19 protein-coding genes are annotated in these 25,734 nt (G+C 41.5%); 7 read left to right on the top strand and 12 right to left on the bottom strand.

Annotated features, from left to right (window positions below; genetic code table 11):
* Positions 1 to 222: 222 nt before the first annotated feature.
* Positions 223 to 1,365: a nucleotide-binding protein gene (locus AC5JM2_RS28930; protein WP_495838482.1), complete on the bottom strand. Its 1,143-nt coding sequence runs from the start codon at positions 1,363 to 1,365 to the stop codon at positions 223 to 225.
* Positions 1,366 to 1,660: 295 nt separating this feature from the next.
* On the opposite strand from AC5JM2_RS28930, the gene AC5JM2_RS28925 reads away from it, so the two are divergent.
* Positions 1,661 to 2,494 (top strand): metallophosphoesterase, encoded by an 834-nt coding sequence (locus AC5JM2_RS28925; RefSeq protein WP_495838480.1) that lies wholly within the window; start codon positions 1,661 to 1,663, stop codon positions 2,492 to 2,494.
* Between the two features lie 526 nt (positions 2,495 to 3,020).
* Here AC5JM2_RS28925 and AC5JM2_RS28920 read toward each other — a convergent pair.
* Together AC5JM2_RS28920 and AC5JM2_RS28915 are read right to left on the bottom strand one after the other, a co-directional pair.
* The gene (locus tag AC5JM2_RS28920; protein ID WP_495838652.1) at positions 3,021 to 5,348 is read right to left on the bottom strand and encodes a WD40 repeat domain-containing protein; all 2,328 of its coding nucleotides are present in this window, start codon (positions 5,346 to 5,348) and stop codon (positions 3,021 to 3,023) included.
* 167 nt (positions 5,349 to 5,515) lie between these two features.
* On the bottom strand, positions 5,516 to 6,121 hold the full coding sequence (locus AC5JM2_RS28915; protein ID WP_495838650.1) for a J domain-containing protein: 606 nt from the start codon (positions 6,119 to 6,121) through the stop codon (positions 5,516 to 5,518).
* Between the two features lie 28 nt (positions 6,122 to 6,149).
* On the opposite strand from AC5JM2_RS28915, the gene AC5JM2_RS28910 reads away from it, so the two are divergent.
* Both AC5JM2_RS28910 and AC5JM2_RS28905 read left to right on the top strand, forming a co-directional pair.
* Entirely contained in the window at positions 6,150 to 7,250 is a 1,101-nt protein-coding gene (locus tag AC5JM2_RS28910; protein WP_495838478.1) for a tocopherol cyclase family protein, read from the top strand.
* A gap of 756 nt (positions 7,251 to 8,006) precedes the next feature.
* Entirely contained in the window at positions 8,007 to 8,561 is a 555-nt protein-coding gene (locus AC5JM2_RS28905) for a YdcF family protein (RefSeq protein WP_495838649.1), read from the top strand.
* A 72-nt stretch (positions 8,562 to 8,633) separates the two neighbouring features.
* On the opposite strand, the gene AC5JM2_RS28900 is transcribed toward AC5JM2_RS28905, so the two are convergent.
* From AC5JM2_RS28900 to plsX, 6 genes are all read right to left on the bottom strand, one after another.
* Positions 8,634 to 8,936 carry a DUF2288 domain-containing protein gene (locus tag AC5JM2_RS28900; protein WP_495838476.1) on the bottom strand — a complete coding sequence of 101 codons (303 nt, stop codon included), beginning with the start codon at positions 8,934 to 8,936 and terminating at the stop codon, positions 8,634 to 8,636.
* 818 nt (positions 8,937 to 9,754) lie between these two features.
* On the bottom strand, positions 9,755 to 10,792 hold the full coding sequence (locus AC5JM2_RS28895; RefSeq protein WP_495838474.1) for an AI-2E family transporter: 1,038 nt from the start codon (positions 10,790 to 10,792) through the stop codon (positions 9,755 to 9,757).
* A gap of 269 nt (positions 10,793 to 11,061) precedes the next feature.
* Entirely contained in the window at positions 11,062 to 11,700 is a 639-nt protein-coding gene (locus AC5JM2_RS28890; RefSeq protein WP_495838472.1) for a lysophospholipid acyltransferase family protein, read from the bottom strand.
* Positions 11,701 to 11,882: 182 nt separating this feature from the next.
* Complete coding sequence (fabD, locus tag AC5JM2_RS28885; protein ID WP_495838470.1) at positions 11,883 to 12,761, bottom strand: ACP S-malonyltransferase; 879 nt, start codon at positions 12,759 to 12,761, stop codon at positions 11,883 to 11,885.
* A gap of 80 nt (positions 12,762 to 12,841) precedes the next feature.
* Positions 12,842 to 13,834: a beta-ketoacyl-ACP synthase III gene (locus AC5JM2_RS28880; RefSeq protein WP_495838468.1), complete on the bottom strand. Its 993-nt coding sequence runs from the start codon at positions 13,832 to 13,834 to the stop codon at positions 12,842 to 12,844.
* Between the two features lie 147 nt (positions 13,835 to 13,981).
* Positions 13,982 to 15,007: a phosphate acyltransferase PlsX gene (plsX, locus tag AC5JM2_RS28875; protein WP_495838466.1), complete on the bottom strand. Its 1,026-nt coding sequence runs from the start codon at positions 15,005 to 15,007 to the stop codon at positions 13,982 to 13,984.
* Between the two features lie 570 nt (positions 15,008 to 15,577).
* On the opposite strand from plsX, the gene AC5JM2_RS28870 reads away from it, so the two are divergent.
* Complete coding sequence (locus tag AC5JM2_RS28870; RefSeq protein WP_495838464.1) at positions 15,578 to 16,900, top strand: D-alanyl-D-alanine carboxypeptidase; 1,323 nt, start codon at positions 15,578 to 15,580, stop codon at positions 16,898 to 16,900.
* A 600-nt stretch (positions 16,901 to 17,500) separates the two neighbouring features.
* Here the strand turns inward: AC5JM2_RS28870 and lptC are convergent.
* The 3 genes from lptC to metG all read right to left on the bottom strand — a co-directional run bounded on the left by lptC (position 17,501) and on the right by metG (position 21,140).
* Positions 17,501 to 18,709, bottom strand: coding sequence for an LPS export ABC transporter periplasmic protein LptC (gene lptC / locus AC5JM2_RS28865; protein WP_495838462.1), 1,209 nt, complete (start codon positions 18,707 to 18,709; stop codon positions 17,501 to 17,503).
* A 35-nt stretch (positions 18,710 to 18,744) separates the two neighbouring features.
* Positions 18,745 to 19,392: a LabA-like NYN domain-containing protein gene (locus AC5JM2_RS28860; protein WP_495838460.1), complete on the bottom strand. Its 648-nt coding sequence runs from the start codon at positions 19,390 to 19,392 to the stop codon at positions 18,745 to 18,747.
* A gap of 146 nt (positions 19,393 to 19,538) precedes the next feature.
* Positions 19,539 to 21,140, bottom strand: coding sequence for a methionine--tRNA ligase (gene metG, locus AC5JM2_RS28855; protein WP_495838647.1), 1,602 nt, complete (start codon positions 21,138 to 21,140; stop codon positions 19,539 to 19,541).
* A gap of 368 nt (positions 21,141 to 21,508) precedes the next feature.
* Here metG and AC5JM2_RS28850 point away from each other — a divergent pair, with 368 nt between their 5' ends.
* The 3 genes from AC5JM2_RS28850 to AC5JM2_RS28840 all read left to right on the top strand — a co-directional run bounded on the left by AC5JM2_RS28850 (position 21,509) and on the right by AC5JM2_RS28840 (position 25,556).
* Positions 21,509 to 22,237: a lysophospholipid acyltransferase family protein gene (locus tag AC5JM2_RS28850; protein WP_495838458.1), complete on the top strand. Its 729-nt coding sequence runs from the start codon at positions 21,509 to 21,511 to the stop codon at positions 22,235 to 22,237.
* Between the two features lie 134 nt (positions 22,238 to 22,371).
* Positions 22,372 to 23,199, top strand: a complete 828-nt coding sequence (locus tag AC5JM2_RS28845) for an alpha/beta fold hydrolase (RefSeq protein ID WP_495838456.1) — start codon at positions 22,372 to 22,374, stop codon at positions 23,197 to 23,199.
* Between the two features lie 1,121 nt (positions 23,200 to 24,320).
* On the top strand, positions 24,321 to 25,556 hold the full coding sequence (locus AC5JM2_RS28840) for a hypothetical protein (protein ID WP_495838454.1): 1,236 nt from the start codon (positions 24,321 to 24,323) through the stop codon (positions 25,554 to 25,556).
* Positions 25,557 to 25,734 lie beyond the last annotated feature (178 nt).

Genomic DNA, 25,734 nt, shown 5'->3' with positions numbered 1-25,734 from the left:
ATAGGAGTCCTATATATAGAATTTGTTAAATAAAACACTTTCATATTGAACCCTTGGTAGCTAATACCTTTCCCTCTCCTTTATAAGGAGAGGGATGCCCGATAGGGCAGGGTGAGGTTTCCACGGGGTTTTAGTTAGTTCAATGACTTCTATGTACACCATAGTCTTGCGGCGAGGAAAGCCTAAGCGCAGGTTTTGCTGGGTAGAGTTCTTCAAATCTACTTACTGACCTCGTAGAATTCCAACACCCGCTTTTGTCTCTATATAATCTGCTAAGCTGATAAAGTCATCACGTGGATAGCACCTTCCTCCAATCAAGTCAAATGCCAATCTGCTAGATGGATTTTCTGGATTTTCTAGAATATGTATTCCCCAGTAATAAAGTTGTTCACTGGCTCGAATACAAACTTCTTCTGGGTCTATACAATGAAACTTATCATCTTTTGTGAGAATATCTTTATATGTCTCTAAATAAACTTTTCTGAGAAGACTTAATTTTTGATATCCAGGATTTTTAAAGTTATTAACTAAAACAAATAAGTGAGCATTTTTGTTTATGTGACGTATTTCTGTTACAGTATCTCGAATCACTTGACCATGCTTATTTAAGCCGAGTGGATTTAAGGTGGTTGGTATGATGCAATAGTGCAATTTTTCGAGTAAGTTTGTGGGGTTCCGCTCAAGTGCAGGAGAGCAATCGCAAATAACTATTCTACAATCACGGGCGGAATCTTCATGCCAATCCCTGCCATCAAATACTTCTATCGTCGTACCCCTACCTCTAGAATTAGGAACAAAAACCCCATCTCCTACTAGCTTTTGCAAATTTTGTTCTGGATCTAAATCTACAAGCGCCACATTGAATCCTTGTAGTGCAAATGCTCCTGCTAGATGCGCTGCTATAGTTGTTTTTCCAACCCCTCCTTTACAAGTAAAAATGCCAAAATAAATCTTTTCTGAGGTTGTGGAATCGTCATTAATTCTATCTTCGTAATCAGCGCCATCAATGCCAACTAGCTTTTTTTCCTGAGCAATTCCACAGCGGATTTTAGCATCTTTCCCCCAGGATCTAATTAAAGCCAGTGCTGGTCCACTGAAACCTCTTGTTGTTATGAATAAGCCAAATTGAAATGTTTTACCTTCATCAGAATCGAAAAAATTAGCAAACTTTAAAAGCTGCGGTGCTGCGACATTATTTCTTAACCACTTGATGCAAACAGCGCCATATAAATTTCCTTTTTTCACAACCAAATCGTAACCAGACTGGTTTGATTTGGCAGCTATCACTGTCCAACCCGCCCTATGGAGAAGTGTTGCTACGTGCTGTTCAAAGTGGCTATAATCCTTTATGTAAGCAGGCTCCATAGATTAGATTTAGGGATACTGTAAGCTTATAGTAGCTCAAATAACTTTGTTAATAATAGGACTTACGCAAGAACTCTCTAAAACTCTTATTTCTTGGTGTACGAGTGCGTCCTTGGCGGTTCGTTTTTCCATAATTTTGCGTAAGTCAAGACTTAAGTTTGTTATGAAGACGAAATCTAGTTTAACATCCACAAGAACTTTGATAAATTTTTCAAAAAGTTGTTCCAAACCCTATACTCGCTTGGCAATGATTTGTTAAGCTGTAAGCGCTGGTAAGCGGAGCCATGTCAGCGCAATGCACTGGTTGTTATCTGGACCTTTAAGCGTCGAGAAGTTAACGGTTAATATTGCAGGGTTGCCAGCATCGTTACAAGGTACGAAGCTGGTTCATATGTCGGACCTGCATTATGACGGTAAGCGGCTGTCGGAAAAAATGTTGGAACAAGCGATCGCAGTTTGCAACGAAGCTGAACCCGATTTAGTTGTTTTAACAGGTGACTATGTGACTGACGATCCGTCACCAATTCATAAGCTAGTGCTACGACTCAAACATCTGCAAAGTAGCGCTGGGATCTATGCCGCACTTGGTAATCATGATATATATTATACTCGTTCCAAAGCAGAAGTCACAGCTGCATTTGAAAGTATAGATATTAAAGTTCTTTGGAATGAAATTGCATATCCTTTAGGGAAAGAACTACCCTTGATTGGGTTAGCTGATTACTGGTCACGAGAATTTAAGCCTGAAATTGTGATGAATCAGCTAGACGATACTATTCCTCGTATTGTGCTATCCCACAACCCAGATAGTGCTGAAATATTACAAAAATGGCGAGTGGATTTGCAACTGTCTGGTCATACCCACGGCGGTCAAATTGTATTGCCAGGACTTGGTCCTGCGGTGATTTACTATAAGCCGTTTATTCGCAAACTTCCCCGAAAACTACGGCGAGTGGTGCCATTTTTACGAGGAGACTGTTCTAGAGTTATGAAACACTGGGAATGGGCGCAGGGTTTTCACAAAATAGGAACAAATCAGCTCTATGTTAATCGTGGGTTAGGGACTTATCCACCAGGACGTTTGTTTTGCCCACCAGAAGTCACTGTGATTACTTTAATTAGCCATTAACGGATTAACCGCCGAAAGCTACGATGGATGCGTATCAGCAGCTTGCGGCGGTTTTGTAGGTGTAAATGATTGAGAAGAGTAAAAAATGAGAAGAAAGTCACTCAACTAAGGTGGACAAGGTTCACAACCAATATCTTCGCAATTGTGTATTCTCGATTCAAGCTAAGCAGGCACTTTTGCTGTCAGTTAAAAAACCTCCAAAACGACTTTACTAAACTTTAGGCGAAATACATCACAACAGAACACAACAACTGAGAAATGGTCGCGAATATATTAGAGCAGGAGGCACAGGCTCTAACAAGTGAAGGTTTAGATAAATTTCTAACTTCCATGCGCCTACTTTTAAGTTAGCATCTCCTGCTGAGAAAGGTTTATATATTTACCAAATTTTATAACGATTCATCTGTCTTAACATTTTATAAAATTTGTTATAAACATAGTCTTTTTTTACTCTCTTACCGGAAAAATTGATTTGCATTGCTTGATCTGCTGATTTCATTTGCAGTCTCCAAGTGCTTTGCCCAGCTTAATCACAAGGCAATAGCATGACAGTGTTATCACCATAGCCACCCACTGCCAAAGTCTTACCATCTGGACTAAAGACAACACAATAAATTGGATCTTCACCAAGAGTGAAAGTACGGATTTCCTTCCCTGTCTCCACTTGCCAAAGCCTTACCGTCTTGTCTTTACTACCACTTGCGATCTGCTTACCATCTGGACTGAATGTTACAGAACAAATATCATCAGAATGTCCCCCAATAGTGCGGAGTTCTAGACCATTTGAGAGTTGCCAAATTTTAATTGTCTTATCTGTACCGCCACTTGCAAGAGTATTTCCATGTGGACTAAAAGCAACAGAATAAATTCCTCCCAATTCTTCAGAGTGACCTTTAAGAGTCAAAAATTTATTTTCAGCCAGATACCACACTTTGATAGTTTTATCCTTTTTACCACCACCACTAGCTAAAATATTTCCATCTGGGCTGAAAGCAACGCAGAAAATCTCGTCACAATGCCCGTGGAGTGTAGATGTTTCTTTATTTGTATCTATAGACCAAAGCTTGATACTCTTATCTTTACTGCCGCTAGCTAAAGTTTTTCCATCTGGGCTAAATGCTACAGTATAAACCTTATCTTTATGCCCTTTGAAGGTGGAGATTTCCTTTCCAGTGGAAATCTCCCACAACTGAATTGTTTTGTCATCATTTCCACTTGCCAAAAGTTTTCCATCAGGACTCAATGCTACAGAATTCACTGCGCCAGAACAGGAAAATCCTCCGGTTTCCCTAAGCATGCGAGGTTCCTTGTCAGGCAAATGCCAAGTTTTTATAGTTTTGTCATCACAACCACTAACTAATGTTTGTCCGTTCGGACTAAATGCGACGGACGTCACTTTATATGAAACAAGACTTTCTGTTGTCAAACTTTCTAGTGTTGGTGGTGATGTTGTTGTGCTGACAACAGGTGTAGAAACTTCCGGTTTTGGGGGTGATGTTGTTGCGCTGACAACAGGTGTAGAAACTTCCGGTGTTGGAGGTGATGTTGTTGCGCTGACAACAGGTGTAGAAACTTCTGGTGTTAGGGGTGATGTTGTTATGGTGACAACAGGTGTAGAAACTTCTGGTGTTAGGGGTGATGTTGTTACGGTGACAACAGGTGTAGAAACTTCCGGTTTTGGAGGTGATGTTGTTGTGCTGACAACAGGTGTAGAAACTTCCGGTGTTTTATGATTGACCTGAGAACTTGGGTTTTGTGTCACCGTCACTGGAGATAGATTTGGAGAAAAATTTGTTGTCTGTTGCTTCTTTTCCTGCGGGGGTGGTGGTGGTGCTGGTGATTTAATCGTTACTTGAGGAGGCTTGAAACCTTCTGGTTTTTGTTTTTTTTCCGACAGGTTTTGAGATTGCTGCTTTCCCAAAGACAACTCCTGTAGTTCAGTTTGTATGAGTGCGATCGCGTACTGAAGTTCTTGAAACTGTTTTTGAGTATTTGCACTTAAATTTTGTGTCAGGGCATCCAGTTCAGTCAGGTGTTGTCTAACATCATCCACATTTTGTTCCTGCTGGGTTTGCTGTAATGCCTGTACCTGGTGCTGAGTGTATCGATTTAATTGCTGTGCAAAAGAGTCCAGTTGAGAAAGGCGCTGAGAAAGTGGATTAATTTGCTGTTGTGTCGTTGTACTCAACTGTTGCATGATGGTGTCGAGTTGAGTGAGTCGTTGACTCACAACATCAATATTTTGTTCCTGCTGGGTTTGGTGTAATGTCTGTATCTGCTGTTGTGTCCTTGTACTCAACTGTTGTGTCAAAGCATCAAGTTGTGCAAGGCGCTGATAAATAGGGTCTATCTGTTTGTGAGTGTTTGTATTTAATTCTTGCGTTAAGGTGTCGAGTTGAGTTAAGCGCTGTTTGAGATCATCGGTATTTTGTTCTTGCTGATTTTGCAGTAATCCTTGTATCTGTTGTTGAATGTTTGTACTGATTTGCTGGAAAGAGGCATCAAATTCTTCAAGACGTTGAGTGAAAATATTGGCGTCTTGCTGCTGGTTCTGTCGTAACTCCTCAAGCTGCTGTTCAGTTGTTGCACTGAGTTTTTGAGTGAAAGTATCAAAGTTTGTCAGTCGTTGTCGCAGTGGATCCATGAGTAGATCCTGTTTGGCAATTGTTGCTTGTTGATGCTGCTCAATCAAATACTTTAACCTTTCTCGATTAGCAACGTTCAAGCAAACTGTTACAGTCAAAGGAGCAGCTACATAAATCATCTGTTGCGTGAGTGCGGCTGTGACTAATCCCAGTGCAGAAAAAGAGACGGAGGCGTATTCGCTAACTTCTAACCAGTGGAGTTTGGCCATAATCAGGTGAGTGCTGTGCTTGGTGCCTAAATCAGAAAATAACTTGAGCGCGTAACGCGGTTTCACTACCCTATCCTCATCTTCTTCTAATAAATTTCAAAGAATCTATGCCCAGAAGTACTCATGTCAACAAGACATGACAAACACAAGTGCATCCGGATGACCTCTTAAAACCTAGCCAAACGCTTGATCCAGTGTAAAAACCTTTCTAGAAGGGATCTGAGCTTTGATTTTCTTCGGGAGGTTTTGGACGATCTTGATGATGGCGATGCTGAATGAGTCTGTTTATTTTTCAGCCTCGCTTCGATTTGTGCGGCTTTATTTAAATCAGAACTGGCTCGATACTCATATCCAAGTTGGGAGCAAATAAACCCACGGTATTTGTAAGCATCGATGTAGTTGGGATTGAGGCGAATTGCATGAGTAAAGTCCGCAAGTGCTTCCTGGTATCTTCCTTGTTTTGCATTCTCTGCTCCCCAGTTGTAGAAAAGTTCGGCATTGGAGCGACTTGTATAAATGTTTGTCTGTGTTGTCTGTGTTGTCTGAGTGGGCGGATCAGTAGAACTTGGCAGATCAGATTTAAGCTTGTCGTAAGCTTCGTTGATTTGTTTAATTTTTTCTTCTGCTTCCTGTTTTTGGTGCGGATGAGAAAACCGATCAGGATGCCAAATCTTAACTAGCTTACGATAGGCTTGCTTAATCTGTGTTGGTGATGCACCAGGTTTAAGTTCCAGGATAGAGTAGGCATCATTTATGTTAAGGCGATCGCTCATACTGGGAAATAGGCAGCATGGTAAATCTATGTTAACTATTTCCACAAATTCTCATCATTTAATCCAAACACCCCACAGTGGTTATCACTGGGACGGTACTGCTCGTCGCTTCTTTGAAGGTTGGTATTACCGCGTCACCTTACCAACTGAAGGTGAAACTTTTGCCTTTATGTATTCTATTGAAGACCCAATCGGCGGTAAACACCACAGTGGCGGTGCAGCACAAATCCTAGGTCCCAATGACGAGTATTTATGGCGCACGTTTCCCGATGTGAGCAAATTTTGGGCAAATCGTAACGTTTTGGGCTTAGGTCATTGGGGCAAAACAAACCTTCTACATACTAAACCTGTGTACCTCCTACCACCTGAGTTTGAACACCATATTCAAGAAGGCTACCAAGCAACAGCCACCCTGAATCAAGGGGCAATTCACGATCCTGCTACTGGTCACTACTGTCGTTGGGAGTATGAAATTCAACCCATTTATGGATGGGGTGATAAAGGAAGTATTCAACAATCAACCGCTGGTTGGTTGTCATTTTTGCAGATTTTTGAACCCGGATGGCAAATTCTCATGGCGCATGGCTTAGCTTCCGGTTGGATTGACTGGAATGGTAAACGCTACGAATTTCGCAACGCCCCAGCTTACGGCGAGAAAAATTGGGGAGGCGCTTTTCCCCAAAAATGGTTTTGGCTCAACTGCAATAGCTTTGAAGATGAACCCGACCTTGCTTTGACTGCTGGCGGTGGACGACGCGGTGTTTTATGGTGGATGGAATCTGTAGCTATGATTGGCATACACCATCAAGGCAAGTTTTATGAATTCGTACCCTGGAATTCCCAAGTAAAGTGGGATATTCAGCCTTGGGGTAGATGGCAAATGCAAGCACGGAATTTGCTGTATGAAGTTGAAATCACAGGAACTACCAATTTACCTGGAACTTCTTTACGTGCGCCAACAGCAAATGGTTTGAGATTTTGCTGTAGTGACACTATGAAGGGAGAGTTAAATTTAGACCTGCGAGAATTAGGTATTGGAAAAAGAAAAACTATCCGGAAAGCACGTAGCTTGCTATGTGGATTAGAAATAGGCGGCGGATCTTGGGATAATTCTTGGCAGTCCCCCTAAAAATGGTATCATGTTGAATGATATCTGTTTGGGGCTGTAGCTCAGCAGGATAGAGCGAGCGCCTCCTGAACTATCGGGCACTATAGAGGAAACTCTATGAGTGAATGTAGTTAAATTCGGTGAACCCTAAAAAGAAAGGAAAAAGTAGGATTGGTTGTCTTTCGACTACAATGCTGACACTTCATGGGAATACCGAGCCAAGCCTGGGCTAAGACTTGTCATTTCTTATACAGGTCTGCTCAGGAAGGTGTAGAGACTAGAAAGCTACCACCTAAGGGCTTAAAGCCTATGGTGAAGGTATAGTCCAGAGAGTGGGGAAACTCACACAAATCTGAAGCGCTAGGTCGCCGGTTCGAATCTGGCCAGTCCCGTCCTCTAATACATTTGATAAACTACTTGGGAAATCTTTGGATTTGCTTAGATGGAGGTTATAATCATCCATTGAATCTGGAGATGTCTCTTATTTTTAGGCACAGATAAGACCACATCTCGTGTCTGTTAGTTCAATAAACCCTGAGAATTGTGAGTCGTGGTTTGTCAAAAAATATTCTGATATTGGGACTTTAGAAAAGAAAGATATTTACACCAGTGGTGTACAAAATTCGTGGAACAGAAATATGATAAAAACACAAATGTGAGTTAAATTTTTATTGCTTTGATAATGTACGTTATGATTCCCGCAAAAAATTCAGTTTAAGCAACCGAGGTGATAAGCCCTTGAAAAAGCAACAATCTAAAGGTATTTATTCTCGGTTTATGTTCCTAGCACTACCACTGATGATGTTGTGGGGTTACAAGGAAATTCAAACCCAATTTATGCAGCCTCAAGCAATTTTGGTTTTAGGTGGTTCAACATCTAAATTAGAGCGAGAGAAGTTTACAGCAAATTTTGCCCAAAAACACCCCAATTTAAGCATTTGGATTTCTGGAGGTAGCCCTCCAAAGGTAACTAAACAGGTGTTTGCTAAAGCTGGAGTTGATACAAGGCGGTTGCGTCTAGACTATAGAGCAAATAATACTGTAGAAAACTTTACAACCTTGGTAGATGATTTGAAAAAAAGAGGCATAAAAAGTGTCTATGTAGTGACTTCTGACTACCACATGCGCCGTGCTAGAATCGTTGGTGAAATTGTTTTGGGTAGTCGAGGAATTGATTTCAAACCTGTCACAGTCCCTTCAGAGACTTCTCCCGAACCAATTGGAAAATCTATCCGTGATGGAATTCGAGCTATAGTTTGGGTAACAACTGGTTACACGGCTACTGATGAAATTAAAAACAAGCAGTCATCAAATCAGTTATTAAAAGAATAGTCAAAAAATTATAATTTAAAAAATATTTCAAATTGAGGAAACTGAAGAACTTTAGCGATCGCTTTATCTTTTTTAGGGAACAGTTTTTTCTTGTATCATCACGTAAGGTTGTACAATTAAAGTTTTAAAACGCTTTGCACCCTGAGTGTTCCATTCTCCTATTTGTGTAACCGAGGGTTTGGTAATCAATGCCTCATCTATCCAAGTTTCGACTTGCGATACGTTATCGCCAGCGATCGCCACTCCCACATCTAGTATATCTAGCCCTACCGCCACGAGAATTAGAGCATCCCGTTGCGCATGAGGAATCAGCCATTCCCACTCTGCCTCATCTAAATTTTCTGTTAATTGCGCTCTTAAATCTGTATCACTCATTAGTCATGATTTCTTAGCTATCAGTTACTATTTATATCATAAATAAATCCAACACAAATAACATGTTTTTTTGCCATCTTTAAATTATGTATCAAAACATTATACTTTGCGATTAAGTATATTTATTATTAAATTTTTAGAAGTAGTTCAACATTATTAAATGTCAAATATCATTATGATTAGAACTAAATTAAACGTAAGCGCATAGCGCACGTCCAAAGTGCGTTATCAAAGCGTCAGGTGGAGAAGATACAAAGCTGCCTGCCTCTTTTAGACTGGTGCGATAAGCCGGAGGCTTGACGCTACGCGTATCGCAAAATTTCTTTTTTAATCTTTTTAGGTTGACTGACTTAATGACTAATATAGGACTCCTATTTGATTTTTGAAAAAAACTCCGTACGCTTTTATTGCTTCTTCCCTGTTCCCTGTTAAGCGTTCCCTGCCTCTACGAGTCAATTCACCCTATGGCTAACGCCACGCCTTACGGTGAGTCCAGCGCTGCGGGAGGGGAGCCAGTGCGTTGCGGAGAGCAGCGCCTTGCGGGGGTTCCCCCCGTTGTGGCGACTGCGGAGGGTTCCCCCCGTTGTAGCACCTGGCGTTCTCCCTCGTGCCGGCTCTGGCGTATGCGCTTTGCGCACGCCCAGAGGTCTAAAGCGCAGCGAGACCGGAGGTCTTCCCCGGAGGGCTATCGGGGAGAACCTCCGGTTCCGCTAGCCCCTAAGGGGGCCGGAGCTAACGCAAACGCTAGATGCCTAGGTCGGGAAAGCCGTCATTCGCAGTGGTCTCACCAAATCAAACCGGATTGCTATAGCTAATGACTAAACTTCAGCTTTCATTTCATCAATTTCAAATAAAGCAACTAAAATTCCAGCAATCGGAATAGAAATAAAAATTCCTAATAAATCTGCAACCTTAGCCCCAACGAGTAAAGCAAAGAAGACAACGACAGGATTAAGATTAAGAGCACCTCGCATAATTCGAGGCGCAATTAAGTTATCTTGGATTTGCTGCAGTACAATACAAGCTACCAAAACTTTGAGTGCCAACCAGACATTTTGCGATAAAACTATGAGAGTCACTATACAAACTCCTAATGTGGCTCCTATACCAGGAATTATGATAAGTAGTCCAGCAATCAATGACAATACTAGTGGAAAAGGCACATTTAAGACCAAGAAAATAATGAAAGTTGAAGCTGTATGAAACAAGGTTAATATTAATTGGCCTCGAAAAAATCCTAAGAAACTACGTTTGATAATCTCCGTAAATTTAGAACGTCGTTTCTGTGGAACTACTTTGATGACAAAATGCCAAAGCTTTTCACCATCCAGTAGCATGAATAAAGTCACAACTGCGATCCATATAAATGTTACAAAGTTAGTCAGAAAGCTTTGGAAAATAAGGAAACTCGAACCAAGTAGAGATATAGCTTGATTTCGCAGTTGTTCTTCTAATAAACTTAAATCTATTCTCAGATTCCGGTTACGAAGATATTCTTCAAGTCGCTGGACTAAAGGTACTAAAGAGTTTAAAAATCCAGTGACACTGTCAATTAATTGTTGCGCTTGAGATAAAACTGTTAAGCCTACAGTAACTGTTAAACCGCCAAGAATCACAAGCGTAAGCAAGAAAACAATAACCACAGCTACACCGTGAGGCAAAAAACGCCGTAACCATTGTACGGGATAGCTTAGTAAAAAAGCCAAAATTGCAGCAACTGTAAAAATAACAATAACTGATTGAAAATAATCTAGAAGTAGTGTAACTGCCCATCCGGAAGCAACTAAAAGCAAAAAACGGACTAACGCCAGATTATTCAGGCGATACCAAAAATTGTTGCCATCAAAACTGCTCATATATTATTTCGGAAGAGCTTGATGAGGGTGAATGAAGTTCAGCAGCGTGGAACTAATATCAAGTCGAACTTAAGATTTTAGATTAAGGTTTTTTACTCTCTTTCCCTAAAGATAGATGCAAAAACTCTACTAATGTTCAGATAATTATTGATAATTTTTTACGTCAATTACCGATCCAAAATCTCAAATTAAAATTGTATGGTTTTAAATTGGCATAAATTCAGTGGCTGTTGCCACCTCCTTTAAGCATATTTTTAGGCTCTTCCAAATTATCGTCCCAACTCGTGGAGCGTGTTAATTGCTGCTGCACACTTTTGCGTTAACGTCTCCAATTCTTCTTTATCATTAGAACTGGGAGCATTTATCAGTTCGCCAATTCGCACTGTGACTGGAACTGAAACAGGAGTTTTTGAACCTTTTTGCTCAATTGCCTGAGTTCCCCATAAAGATACGGGCAAAAGTGGGACTTTGGCTTTAGCAGCAATCAGGGCTGCACCTCTTTTAGGATCTGTAATGCGTCCGTCTGGAGTACGTGTTCCTTGTAGAAAAAGACCTACAGCCCACCCGTCATCAAGATACTTCATAGCTGCACGGATAGCAGTGCGATCGGCACTACCTCGACTCACAGGATAAGCACCGTACAACTGAATTGCTTTACTGAGAATTGGGATTTTAAAGAGTTCTTCCTTTGCCATAAAAGCTACTGGACGGCCTACGCAATTAGAAACAATGGGTGGATCGTAGTTACTAGCATGATTGCTAACTACTAGTAGTGGTCCTGTTTTAGGGACATTTTCAGCACCATAGATTCGTCCCTTGAAATAAACCTGAAGCATGGGACTGACTACTGACCACTTAAATGCGTGGTAAAGTAACAAACTTACATATGGTTCACGGCTTCGAGACATAGTCGAAAGGGAGGGAGAGAGGGAAAGAGGGAAAGAGGGAGTATTTTTGCTTTCTGCTGCCTTAACTTCTATGAGATCTCGTGGGAAAAGTAACAATTGCCACTGTAGTGGAGAAAGGGAAAAGGTTTTTTATATTCTTTCCCCCTTACCTCTTACCCTACAACTGACGCGAAGTTTATTGTTTACGCTCCTAAATCATCTAGGCTGCTGACGTTTTTTAGAATTAAGTCAGAGCAAGTGCGTTTAATTAAACCAGTTAGCACATTACCAGGACCAATTTCTACTACTCGTTCAATGCCATTTTCTGGTAGTGCTAATGAAATTTCTCGCCATCGCACTCCTCCAGTCATTTGTTGTATTAAACGTTTTTTCAAAACACTTGCATCAACAGTGGGAACTGGTTCTACGTTTGATAATACTGGTAAAAAAGCTTGATAAAATTCGACTGATTCTAAAATATCTTGAAATTCAGCTGCTGCTGGTGCCATTAAAGGGGAATGAAATGCTCCAGAAACATTTAAAGGTTTAGCACGCCTTGCCTTAACTTGAGACATTACGGCTTCTACTGCTGCGGGTGTGCCTGAGATGACCACTTGAGCTGAACTATTATCGTTTGCTATCACTACCTCAGGAGTTTCAGCAATGACTTTTTCCAACTGTTCACGATCAAAGTTCATTAAAGCTGCCATCATCCCACCTGCAGTGGTCTCCATAAGTTCGGCACGACGCTTTACTAAACGCAACCCATCAGACCACTCGAATACTCCAGCCACGTAAAGGGCGACGTATTCTCCTAAACTGTGACCTGCAACTAAATTCGGTTTTTCTTTTTCTCGCATAATATCAGCGAGAATGCTTTCTACAACGTATAAACAAGGCTGTGTGTAGAGAGTGTACGCCAACTTTTCGGGATTGTTCTGACAGATTTCGATGACAGACCAGCCCAATATTTTCTCAGCTTGAGCAAATTTTTCTTGTGCGGATGGCACATCTAATAAGTCTATTCCCATTCCCTGGGACTGCGAACCTTGTCCAGGAAATACCCATGCAGTTTTAGTCATTAGTCATTAGTCATTGGTCATTGGTCATTGGTTATTGGTTATTAACAAATAACAAATAACCAATGACAAAGGATAAAAAACTATCTTCCCCATTGGAAGATGGCTGCACCCCAGGTGAGTCCAGCACCAAAGCCAGAAGTGACAATAATATCACCCGTCTTGATTTTGCCTTGCCGCACTGCTTCATCTAGGGCAAGCGGGATGGAGGCGGCAGAAGTGTTGCCGTAATTGGCAAGATTACTAATAACTTTGTGTTCTGGAATATTCAGGCGTTGAGCAACAGCGTCGAGAATGCGCTGATTTGCCTGGTGCAATAATAGCCAATCTATTTGGTCAACACTAAGGTTGGCGCGAAACAAAGCTTTGTCAATAACTTCTGGCACTTTTTGTACGGCAAAGCGGTATACTTCTTTACCATTCATGGTGATGGGTTGGAAGTTGCCTTTTCCAACATTGACTTCTTGAGTCAGTTGTGTGGGTTGTGTTGCATAGGCAAGGTTAAGGCAGTTATTTTGAGTTCCGTCGCTTCTGAGTTCAAATCCCAGCAAGTAATCCTTCTGGTTTGCCTGTATGACTACAGCCCCAGCACCATCACCGAACAATACACAAGTACCCCGGTCTTGCCAATCTACCCAACGAGAGAGAAAATCCGCTCCAACAAGCAGTACGTTTTGATAAACCCCAGTCCTGATGTATTGAGCAGCAGTCACTAGCCCAAACACAAAGCCAGAGCAAGCTGCGGTTATATCAAAGGCTACCGCTTTAGTAGCTCCCAATTGGGCTTGAATGTGACAAGCACTGCCAAACAAGTCATCAGGACTAGAGGTTGCTAACACAATTAAATCTAAGTCTTGTGGGGAAATTCCAGCCATGGCGATCGCCTGCCCACTAGCAGCAGTCGCAAGTTCAGTTATCGTTTCACTTGCTTTTGCCAATCGCCGTTGACGAATTCCTGTTCTTGTGGTCACCCATTCGTCTGACGTTTCAACCAGTTTTGTTAGTGCCTGGTTATCCAGGAAAGTTGCTGGTACTGCTGATCCACTTCCTGTGATTGCTATTCCTAAGTTTTGCACTCTGGCATCTCCAAAGCTATCAGCTTTTAGTGATTAGGAGGCAGTGCGGTGGACGGGTTCCCCGGCATATAGCACCTGCCGTTCATTAGTCTTTAGTCGTTAGTAAAAGACTTTTGAGTTTGACTTTGACTGAAAACAAGGGAAGTGTTAACCACTTTCTTGCTGAATGCTTTGATATTGAGACTGAATTCTGTGCAATACTCGGTTATCTACAGCTTCTTTTGCCATGCGAATTGCATTAAAAATCGAAGGTGCTTGGGAGCTACCGTGACTGATAATGCAAATTCCATCAACGCCTAAAAGCAAGGCACCTCCATGTTCTGCATGGTCCATGCGCTGCTTTATTCGCTTGAGGTTAGGTTTTAAAATTGCTGTCCCAATTTGACCGTGTAATCCTTGGGGTAATTCTTCTCGGATAATCTGGAGCATGACTTCCCCAACTGCTTCGGCAAATTTTAACAACACATTGCCCACAAATCCATCACACACAATCACATCAAAGCGACCGGAAAGAACATCACGTCCTTCCGCATTGCCAATAAATGAGATTTGGGGATTTTCACGCAGTAGTTGGTTAGCACGAACAGCGGCGTCATTGCCTTTGGTGTCTTCTTCGCCAATATTCAACAAACCTACTTGAGGTTCTGGAATACCCAAGACATACTGACTATAAACTGACCCCATAATAGCAAACTGCTCTAAAAACTTAGGACGGCAGTCTACATTTGCGCCGACATCAAGTATGAGCACTGGTTTTCCTGCTACCATAGTTGGGAACATTGCACCAATTGCTGGACGGTCAATTCCTCGCAGTCGTCCCAAGCGGAGCAAAGCTGCTGCCATTGCTGCCCCAGAGTGACCGGCAGAAACCACAGCATCAGCCTGGTGATTTTTTACCAAATCCATAGCTACGTTGATCGAAGCCTTAGGTTTGCGTCTGATACCGCTTAAAGGCTCCTCGTCCATTGTGATCGTCTCCTCAGCAGGAACGATCTCTACTTGCCGCAGATGAGTTTTTGGCGGCAGTTTGCTTTCTATTTGTTGGGGATCGCCTACTAATAAGACTTCTACACCCAATTCTTCTCGTGCTCGCAGTGCGCCAGCAACGATTTCACCGGGTGCGTAATCCCCTCCCATTGCGTCAATTGCGATCCGTGCGCCAGTCGATCCCATTGCTCAGAGCTTCTAGAAACCTTACAAATTTTACCAGATGCCTCTACTGAAAGTAGTAGATGTTCTGATCAAGGCAAAAGTGATGAAGTATGAGTTATAAAACTTTCAAGCTTCATTCTTGAGCCTTGATCGTTTCTCAAGAGGTGCTAACAAGCTCAACATAACATGAATTACCTCTGTAACTGAGAAGCAAAACCACAGTATTGAGGATAAAGTTTAATCTGTTAGTCAACCCTTTTCACAAAAGCAGGATTTTTGGCAACACACAAAGCACCACAGCTACCTAAAATCATAAAATTAGCCTGATTTGGGCGTAAACCTCAGAAATATGTGGGATAGACAAAAATGAGTACCCTGCATTAACAACTAGATTCACCAAAAGTGCAAATGAAGACTTTCTATTTTCAAATGTTTTGGACGAATGGTTATACTTTCTACCAAAGCTTCTTTGCATGCCCTACTTCCGCATGGCAAAAACTGCGGTTATCATGACTCAATGCCTAGTCTGCAGGGAACACTTACGTAATCATACATTAAACAAAATAGCATATTCTACAGAGGCAATGAAGCATGCTGGAATTGTTCGGTTCGGGTTTAATTTCTATTTGGCTGGAAATGGCTGGAGTCAATGTCAAGCCCATAAATGCTTTGGATATCTTAACTTGGCAAGGTAGCCCCGGCTTAGTTGTTGCCGCCGATCCAAATCCAGTTGGTGCTACTACGGTGCTGGAATATCTAAAAGGACTACAAACATCGAAATTAGTGCCAGCAAATCAGATCGAAAGTCAGGGAATTTGGATACAGTCTGGACCGATGCTTATGGCTAATCACCAAGGCACGACTCCTCTTCCAGCCGCTTCCTTAACCAAAGTTGCTACCTCACTCGTTGCTTTCAAAAATTTTGGTCCAGATCACCAATTTCAAACTTTGGTCAGTACTACAGGACCTTTGCAGAATGGTGTGTTACAGGGTGACTTGGTGATTACAGGTAGTGGCGATCCGATGTTTGTTTGGGAAGAAGCCATTGCCCTTGGTAATAGTCTCAACCAGATGGGCATTAAACGTGTTACAGGAAATTTGGTGATTACCGGGAATTTTGCGATGAATTTCCAGCGTAATCCAGTACTCGCAGGTCAGATGCTTAAGCAAGCCTTGAATTATGCTACTTGGTCCCGTGCTGCTAGTTTTCAACACTTGCTGATGCCAAAAGGAACTCCCAAGCCTCAAGTTGTGATTGCAGGGGGAGTGAAAGTAGAACCAATAGCAAATCCTCAACCGACTTTGCTATTGCGTCACCACTCACTACCTTTAAAGCAAATCATCAGGGAGATGAACGTTTTCAGTAACAATGACATAGCTCAAATGCTAGCAGATGCTGTGGGGGGAGCGGAGGTTGTGCAATCAACAGCTGCTACTCTGGCAAGGGTACCGCAGTCAGAAATTCAGTTAATTAACGGTTCAGGGTTAGGACCGGAAAATCGCATTTCTCCCAGAGCAGTTTGTGCTATGTTTATGGCAATTCAACAGGAAGCATTGGCTTATCAGTTGACTTTGGCTGACTTATTTCCAGTCTCCGGATTTGACCATCGGGGAACGATGCACTCTAGACATTTACCTGCTGCGACGCTCATGAAAACTGGCACTCTACGGGATGTTAGTGCTTTAGCCGGAGTAGTGCCCACGCGCGATCGCGGTTTGGTATGGTTTGCCATTCTTAACCGTGGTACGAATGTCTCAGGTTTCCGCACTGGACAAGACCAATTGTTGCAACGTTTAGTGCAGCAATTACAAGTTGCTCCAGGTGTTCCTGCTACTGTCACTCCTCACATAGCTATCAATACAATACCTCAATTAGGTGCAGCTAGTCGTAATGAAATGTTATACGGAGGCTAGTAAGAAATTCAAAATTCAAAATTCAAAATTCAAAAATAAGAAATGAGCGTCCTGGTAAGTATCGTGCTTATTAACTAAGTACTGCATTTCATAAATCCGTATCGAAAAGTGTCATGCTGTAGACGCTTTGCGGCTTCCCGCAGGGTGCGTAACGCAGTAAAGCGAAGCATCTGGGATTCTTCGTTCCGCTTCACTCCACTCAGAATGACACACATAACGCTACGAACTTGTGCAATGTTGTACTAAGTAGATAGGTGGAAAAAAACCTAACTATGTTAAGAAATGTAAAAACGCCTCAAACCCTTACTAATGAACGGCAGGTGCTCATGGGGGAAACCACGCCACATGCTACAAGTCGGCAGAGCCGGACGCCCTTCGGGGAGAACCTTCGGTTCCGCTTCGCTAACGCCAGTCGCCTACGGAGGGAGACCCTCCTACAGTACTGGCTCCCCAACACAGTGGCTCCCCAAGACCGCACTGCCTCCTAATGACCAATGACTAATGACTGCCAAAACTAGTTAACTTTATTTGTACCGACCTACTTATATGTGTACCTTTGGGACTTACAAAGCACGTTCTTAGAATGCGATTAGAGCGGTACTATTGATTTTTCACTTTTCTGTCTTGAGGAATAATCTCTGTCACGACCTTTTTACCAGAACCATCGCTGTTGACGACAATCGTTTCTGCCTGCAAATCACCGGAGGCTTTTTGACCTGTAAAAGCTAATGGAGGATCTGCTTGGCGATAAACGACATCCCCTTGAGCCTCAACTAATTTCTTGTCAAAATACCATGTTAAGGTCTTTGATTTAAGAGACTGGCCACGCTCTCCAACTCCAGAGACGTTTCCTGTTAAATAAACACTGTTTTCCGGTATCTTCATTTCGCCTTGATTTGCAGTAACTACTACTTTTTCAGCTTGATGGAAGACCCGCACAGGAGAATTAGTTTTTACTGTTTCTGAGTTTAGGTTCCAAGTCATAGAGTTACTAGCGACTTGCACTGGTGGGTCTAATAACTCTAGCTGTGCATTTTTGTTAACGGTAGCAATATTTGTCTTCAAGTTAACTTCAGCAGAATCTCCTTGACCTCGGTCGGTAATTTGGTTGTTTTTATAGTGATCCATTTGCACAGGGCGATCGGCTATTAATGTTTCTTGTTTTATTCGCCAAGTCAAATGCTCGGTTCGCATTTGTAATTGCGGTTCCAAGCAGTTTGCAACCACTCCTCCAGAAAATTCCATGCGTTGTTCGCGAGTTTTGACTCGCGCCTCCTGCGCTACTGCTTGTAGTTGTTTATGAGTTCCATGAAGCTGGTTACGGACAATGAGCAAATCTTCTTTTGGTCGCCACTCCAACTCATTACCGTGCAATACAACACCATTGCGAGGATCTATTGCAACAATTTTCCCTTTTAGAAACAATTGCTTACCATCTTGCGCAATGTCTGCCATTTGAGCTTGTACTTGATAAACAACTTTGCCATCTTGGTAAAGTTCACCATATGGACTTTCCGCTGCACCAATTTGTTTTTCTTTGGTGTATTTTGCCTGTTTTGCTCTGACTCTCCAAATTGGTCTGCCAACTTCATCTGCTTGCTCTAAGGTGACACCAAAGAAAGTCAGGTTACTATCTTTCTCTCCAGGTGATGGACTCTCAACAGGTGGTTTGGTCGTGACGTGAGTTTGGCTCCCAGCACAAGCAACTAGCCCTACGGAGATTAGGGAAATAAGCAGCCAGCGCCATGAGGAGGACAGCGTTGGAGCAAACTTTCCAAGAGGAATTTTGAATTGATTTGTCCGCCTCATCCTCCTTATCTCCCTTTCTCGTGTTGCTTACTGCTTCATGACTCTTGAATTTCAATCTGCTGGCTGTCGCTTTCCCTGGGATCTTCCAAAAATCCTATAGGGGCTAGTGATCGATCTAGTGCTCGATAAGGAAAGCTTTGGCGAGGGGTTTTCTGAATGTCTTCTTTAATTGCTTCTAAATCAATATAGCGATCGCTCACATTAATCAAACTGTCGCTTGTCATGGAGCGTAAACTGACCACCTCAACCCGCACACCGCGATAGCTGACTGAATTCACTGCATACGCCAGATCCCCGTCACCACTGACTAACACTGCTGTATCATAGGAATCTACTAAAGCCATCATATCTACCGCAATTTCTACATCCAAGTTGGCTTTTTTGGATCCATCTGGCAACTGTACCAAATCCTTGGCAATAACCCGGTATCCATTGCGTCGCATCCACAACAGAAAACCCTGCTGCTTTTCATTTGTGCGGTCTACTCCAGTATAAAAGAAGGCTCGCAACAATCTAGAGCCTCCGGTTAATCGACATAGTAACTTGGTGTAATCAATTTCAATTCCTAGTTGTAGTGCTGCATAAAATAAATTTGATCCGTCAATAAATATAGCGACACGACCCCGATTTTCTAAAACTTGTTCTGGCGTAAAAATCGAATCATTTTCCAGATTATTCAACATTGTTGTCATACCTCATTTTTATGAAAATGTAATAATTGATACTTTTCAGTTGTTACAGATCAACAGAGAACGGCTTATGATAATTTTTCAGAACTGATAAATTTAGTCCTGATAAAATTCAGACAAAATCAGTTATGGAAGTTGAACTAATTGTTTTTAGGAGATTCTATTCGTTTAAAGACTGGGCGGGCTTCACCCAGCTTTTGTTGATTTGTTAGTACTCCCCATGTTCCATGAATGGCAAAAGGAGCAACGGTGGCAGTTTCTATTTGTTCATTAAAATTAATTCCGAAACCTAATTGCTGGTAAATATCACTACTTGTATCAGGGATAATTGGAGATAGGAGATAAGCTGCTAGTCTCACTGATTCCAGCACTGCATACAGGACTTGTTCTACAGCTTGCTGCTGTCCTTGTTTATACAATGACCAAGGAGCTTGTTCATCAATAAACTTATTACTGGCTTGCACCAGTAAAAGAATAGCTTCGCAAGCTTGATTGAACGCTAACGCTTCATATGCATGTTTCACTTGTTCCCCAAGACGTAAACCAATCGCTTTCAAAGGATGCTCAAAAGGTATATCTTCCTTTGTAATCGTCGGCACATTCCCATCGCAGTATTTCTTCACCATGTTTAAAGTGCGGTTTAGCAAATTACCTAAATCATTTGCCAAATCTGCATTTATCACATTAATGAATCTACTTTCATTAAAGTCGCCATCCTTGCCAAATTCGATTTCCTTAAGGAAGTAATAACGAACAGCATCACTACCATAGCGCTGCACTAAACCTATAGGATCGAGGGTATTACCCAGACTTTTGCCCATTTTCTGACCATCTTTGGTCAAAAAACCATGCCCAAAGACTCGCTCTGGCAATGATAAGCCAGCTGACATTAGCATTGCTGGCCAGTACACTGCATGGAAGCGCAGGATATCCTTACCAATCAGATGCAAATTGATCGGCCACCATTTTGCTAAGGCATTTTTAATGGTTGGTTCTTCATCCGGTTCGAGCATTGCGGTGATATAACCTAAAAGCGCATCGAACCAAACATAAAGAGTATGGTTAGGATCAACTGGTACAGGAAAACCCCAATCTACATTCACCCGTGAAATGGAGAAGTCCTGCAACCCTTGATTTACAAAGTTGAGGACTTCATTTCGGCGGCTGTCTGGTTGGATAAAATCCGGTTGAGAGTGGTAAAGTTTTTGCAGTTTCTCTTGATATTTAGATAAGCGGAAGAAATAGTTCTGTTCGTCTCGCCACTCAACTTCTTTATTTGGGTGGAGAGGACAGCGGTGTCCTTCTAACAGTTCTCTTTCTTCTTTGAATTCTTCACACGAAACGCAGTACCAACCTTTTTGTTGTCCCTGGTAAATGTCTCCAGCTTCCCACACTCGCTGAAAAAATTCTTTGACCAGAACTTCATGACGAGGAGCGGTTGTACGAATAAATCTATCGTATTGAATGTTTAGTAACTGCCATAGGGAGACAAAACCCGCTGACATTTCATCACTAAAGCTTTGAGGCGATCGCCCTTTGCTTTCTGCTGTCCGTTGAATTTTTTGCCCATGCTCATCTGTACCTGTAATCAGGAGGACTTTGCGTCCCAATAGTCTCTGAAACCTTGCCTCCACATCTGCTGCCATTGTTGTATAAGCACTGCCAATATGGGGTAAGTCGTTTACATAATATAGTGGTGTTGTGAGTGCGAATGTCTTTTGTGTTCTATTCACTTGATTTATGCAAAAAAAAACTAGTTGTTAAAAACGTTTTCTCTCTTACCTTTTTTGGATAAAACCACGCAATTATATCATTTATCTCCTTTTTTCAATCATTTGTTAATTTTAACAAATTTATGTCGTTTGAGTTTGTTTAATGAATGTCATAATCTCAGCTTATTTGTCCAAAGAATTGGCAAGTTATTTACTAAGATTCCACACTAAACTTGTCATTACATTAAGAACATTAGAAAACAAACCTCTTTTACACAAAGAACTTTACCGATTTTGTTGCTCTGAACATTTCTACCTTAAGGCAGTCGCCGTTATCGGTTAAAAAATGTAAATTCTTAATAAAGATAAGCTGCGAATTTTCCTGATCCTATATCAAGATGAGTGTAAATAGCCCCCTTGAGGTTTCTCGCTGGTTACTGGCGGCGCTATCAACCAAAATGTTTCGCTACTACGAGGATCGCATTCCCCAAGATGCCAGTGTGTTAGTAGTGAGCAATCACCGCAGCTTTATGGATGCACCCATTTTAATGGCGGCTTTATCGAGTTCTATTCGCTTTGCTTGCCATCACTATATGGGGCAAGTGCCAATAATGCGGGAGATTGTTACAGGACAATTAGGTTGCTTTCCTCTAGAGGAGGCAAATCAACAGCGCCAGCAAAGCTTTTTCCAACAGTCACAACTGCTATTGCAGTCAAAGCAAATAGTAGGAGTCTTTCCTGAGGGAACAAAACCAATGGTAGAATTTACCCAACCGAACCGGGTGGGTGAATTTCAACGAGGTTTTGCCCATTTGGCATTGCGAGCACGGGTACGAGATTTAGCAGTTTTGCCAATCGCAATAGCATCCCTTGAAGAAGTTAACACATCTGCTGTACCTTTGAGGGTATTAAGTTTGTTTGACCCTTCAGAACCTTTATTTAATCAGTCAGGTTGGCATCCACTAGTCACATATCAACGTGTCGCTGTGCTCATTGGTCATCCATATTGGATTAAACCTCTACAAAAAGAAAAATATCAGGGAAAAAAAGCAAGAACTATGGTGACAGAATTGACAAATCATTGTCACTCAGAAATAGCAAATTTATTGTGTGAAGGTTGCTATTAAAAAATTTAGTCATTAGTCCTTTAGTTAGCCTATGACTAATGACTAAGGACTAATGAACAGCAGGTGCACTCAACATGCTTGACTTGCAAGGGCGCACTGCCTCCTAATGACTAATGACTAATGATTAATGACTAATGACTATTCCAAAAGTTGATCTAAAACCATGTTTCCTCAGTCCTAAACGACTCCAGCCAGAGTTACCATTGTTTGTGTATTTACCAGGAATGGATGGAACAGGTCAACTGTTGCGATCGCAAACTGCTGGATTAGAAGTTGGCTTTGATGTCCGTTGTTTAGCGATACCAAGGGAAGATTTGAGCAGTTGGGATGAGTTAGCTAAGAATGTCTTGGACTTGATCCATGCAGAATTAGAAAAAAGCCCCCAGCGTCCTGTTTACCTGTGTGGGGAATCCTTTGGTGGTTGTTTGGCGCAGAAAGTAGCGGTCATTGCACCACAGCTATTTAAGCGTATTATTCTCATCAACTCAGGAAGCGCCTTCCAGCTTCAGCCTTTGTTAACTTGGGCATCTCAATTGAGTTCCTTGGTTCCATCCAACCTTTATAACATCGGCGCACTAGGTTTATTACCTTTTTTGGCAGCTTTGGCACGTATTTCTAGGAGTGATAGACAAGAACTCCTAAAAAGCATGCGTTCGGTACCACCAAAAACTGTCCTGTGGCGAATATCGTTACTGAGAGATTTTTGCGTTGAAGAGGAACAGTTACGTTGCCTGACTCAACCTGTTTTGGTGATTGCTGGTGCTAGCGATCGACTTTTACCTTCCTTAGCTGAAGCAAAACGTTTGGTTAGTATCTTACCCAATTCCAAAATGGTGGTACTACCACATTGTGGGCACGCTTGCTTGTTAGAAACAGATACTAACCTCTACGAAATTATGAAGGCAAATGATTTTTTAGACAGTAGTGTTGAAGCAGCCCAGGAGCAAGACGCCAGGGGATAAGGATGAGTAGTGAGGCAGTGTGCCCTTGCGAGTTTGCCGACTTGTTCTGTGTAGACGTCGCCCTGCAAGTATATCCAAAGGATAAGTGGGCGCGTAGTGATTTTCATAAATTATACTTAATAATTGAGATTTTATTATGATTAATTTAGCTATCTCCATTTATAAAAAAATATCATTAGCTCACCAATGAAAATAAAAAAGAACCTGAGGTAACGATGAATATACAACTGGTTGAATCCTTACTACAAGTTATTCTCGCTTTACCAAATGAAGAACGTTTGTGGTTAAAAGAAAAGCTTTTTGAAAAAAAAGATTTCTTATGCTTCTACTAATGAACTGATGCATCTTGCTCAAAACGGAAAAGTATTTGATTTTTTGCATAATGAACCAGAACTCTACAATCTTGAGGACGGAGAACCTGTCTAGAGAGCCGGTCCAGTAGAAGTAGTTGACGTAAAATGCAAAATATGAATGGTGTTTAAATCGAACATTTAGGCTCTGCGTTTTAATGCGATCGCCCAAAACCCGACCTAAATATTTACCCCAAAATAGGCGTTTTACTTATATACATATATTTTTTTATTTGTCAACATATATTAGTGAACCGGCTCTCTAGTAGCACTTGACAAAGGAGATATTGTTTTAGTTCAATTCCCATTTACTGACTTAAGTCAGACAAAGTTACGTCCTGCTGTAATTCTTCTGGAAAACACTAGTTTGAATGAAGTTACGCTCTGTTTCATTTCTTAACAAAAGGTTGATAATCTGAGTTCAGATGAATTTGCCCTAAATAGTTCAGGTTCAGAATTTTCTGGGACTGGATTACGAGTTGCTTCTAAAGTGAGAGTAACTCGAATTGTGACCTTGCAACCTCAACTCATTATTCGACGCTTAGGCAAGTTAGGAGTCAATCAAATACAGATATTGAATGCACTTATAATTCAATCATTCAATTTAATGTCATAAAATTTATACTGGCGTTAAAACTAACAGCTAGCTATCGTTTGAGTAGAAGTCCTGTTGAAAGTTCCTCTAACGACTTATCCTTATAGAAAGATGCTAAGCTGCTCACACCTTCGCTACAAATAAAATAGGGAGATTTTTACAGAAGGTGGTAAGTAATGACAGACAAACTTAATGAAGACACAGAGGATACAAAACCAAATAATAATATACTTGCGTCCGAAACCAAACAAAAAAAGCCATCCTTGTTAGAAACCGTTGCTGAAACAGTAGGTTGTGTTTTTGGAACGGCTGTGGGCGTAGGAACCGCTGCTGGTAACACCGCTATAGAAGCTGGTAAAGTCGTTGCAGAAACAGCAGTTGATGTGGGAGAAGCTGCAGCAAAACAAACTCATAACCTGATTTCACAAGCAACTCACACAGCAGGAGAAGTTGCAGAACGTATTGGCGAAAATTGGCTGATCCGAAAGCTGGCTGGGTTTTTAAATCTGAATTGGGTTTTTGGTGCTGTTGATAGTGTGAATTTAGATAAAGCAGAAGCAGAAGTCAAAAAGCTCAAGCAAAAATATCCGAATGAATCACCTAGACAAATTGCCCACCGTATTATGCTTGACAAAGCAACAAAAGCAGGAGGAATTGGATTAGCAAGTAGTGTTTTGCCGGGAGTCGCAGCGGCTTTGTTGGCAATTGATTTAGCAGCTACGACAGAGTTGCAGTCAGAAATGGTTTATCAAATTGCATCCCTCTACGGATTGAATTTAAAAGATCCTGCCCGAAAAGGAGAAGTATTGGCGATTTTTGGTTTAGCCTTGGGTGGCGGTCGTCTTTTAAAAGCAGCAGGTTTAGGTTTACTAAGAAATATACCTTTTGCTGGCGCAGTGATTGGTGCTAGCTCTAATGCTACAATGATTTATTCATTGGGGTATGCGGCTTGTCGATTTTATGAAGCGAAGCTAGATGAATCAAAGTCGCTCAATTCTGAGGAGACACTGAATACTTTAAAACAACAAAGCGATAATTATCTGGAAAAAGCAATGGCTCAAGAAGCCGCAATGGATCAAGTTTTAATTCATTTTATCCTTGCTAACTATCCAGAAAAAAAATGGGAAGAAATCTCGACAGAGTTACAAGGTTTGAACCTCAGTTCAACTTCCTTGAAAGTCATATCCGAAAATCTTAAATCACCTCAGCCTTTGGATACACCTCTCAATCAACTCAACCGAGATTTTGCTGTACCACTATTGGCTCAATGTTATAAAATTGCCCGAGTAAAAGGTGAGATGACTCCAGTGGCACAGCATATTATTGATACTATTGCTGCGAAATTTGATATTGATCTCAGTGTTGTTCAGTCTACTGTTGATTCATCGGAAAATTTAGTAAATACAAAATAATTGATTGATCTGATGGCAGACAATAAATAAGAAAGCCGGCTTCTTAGAGAAACCGGCTTTCTTATTTATAGAAACATATCATACTTAAGAAATCTATCTCAAGGTTATTCCACAGACGTTATGATCAGTCTAATGGTAGACTATAGTAAGAGTTCCAGCATTTGTGATCTGGCAAAAA

This window comes from Brasilonema angustatum (assembly GCF_059505445.1).
Note: the sequence above shows the minus strand (reverse complement) of the source record. Positions and strands in the feature narration are given on the sequence as shown.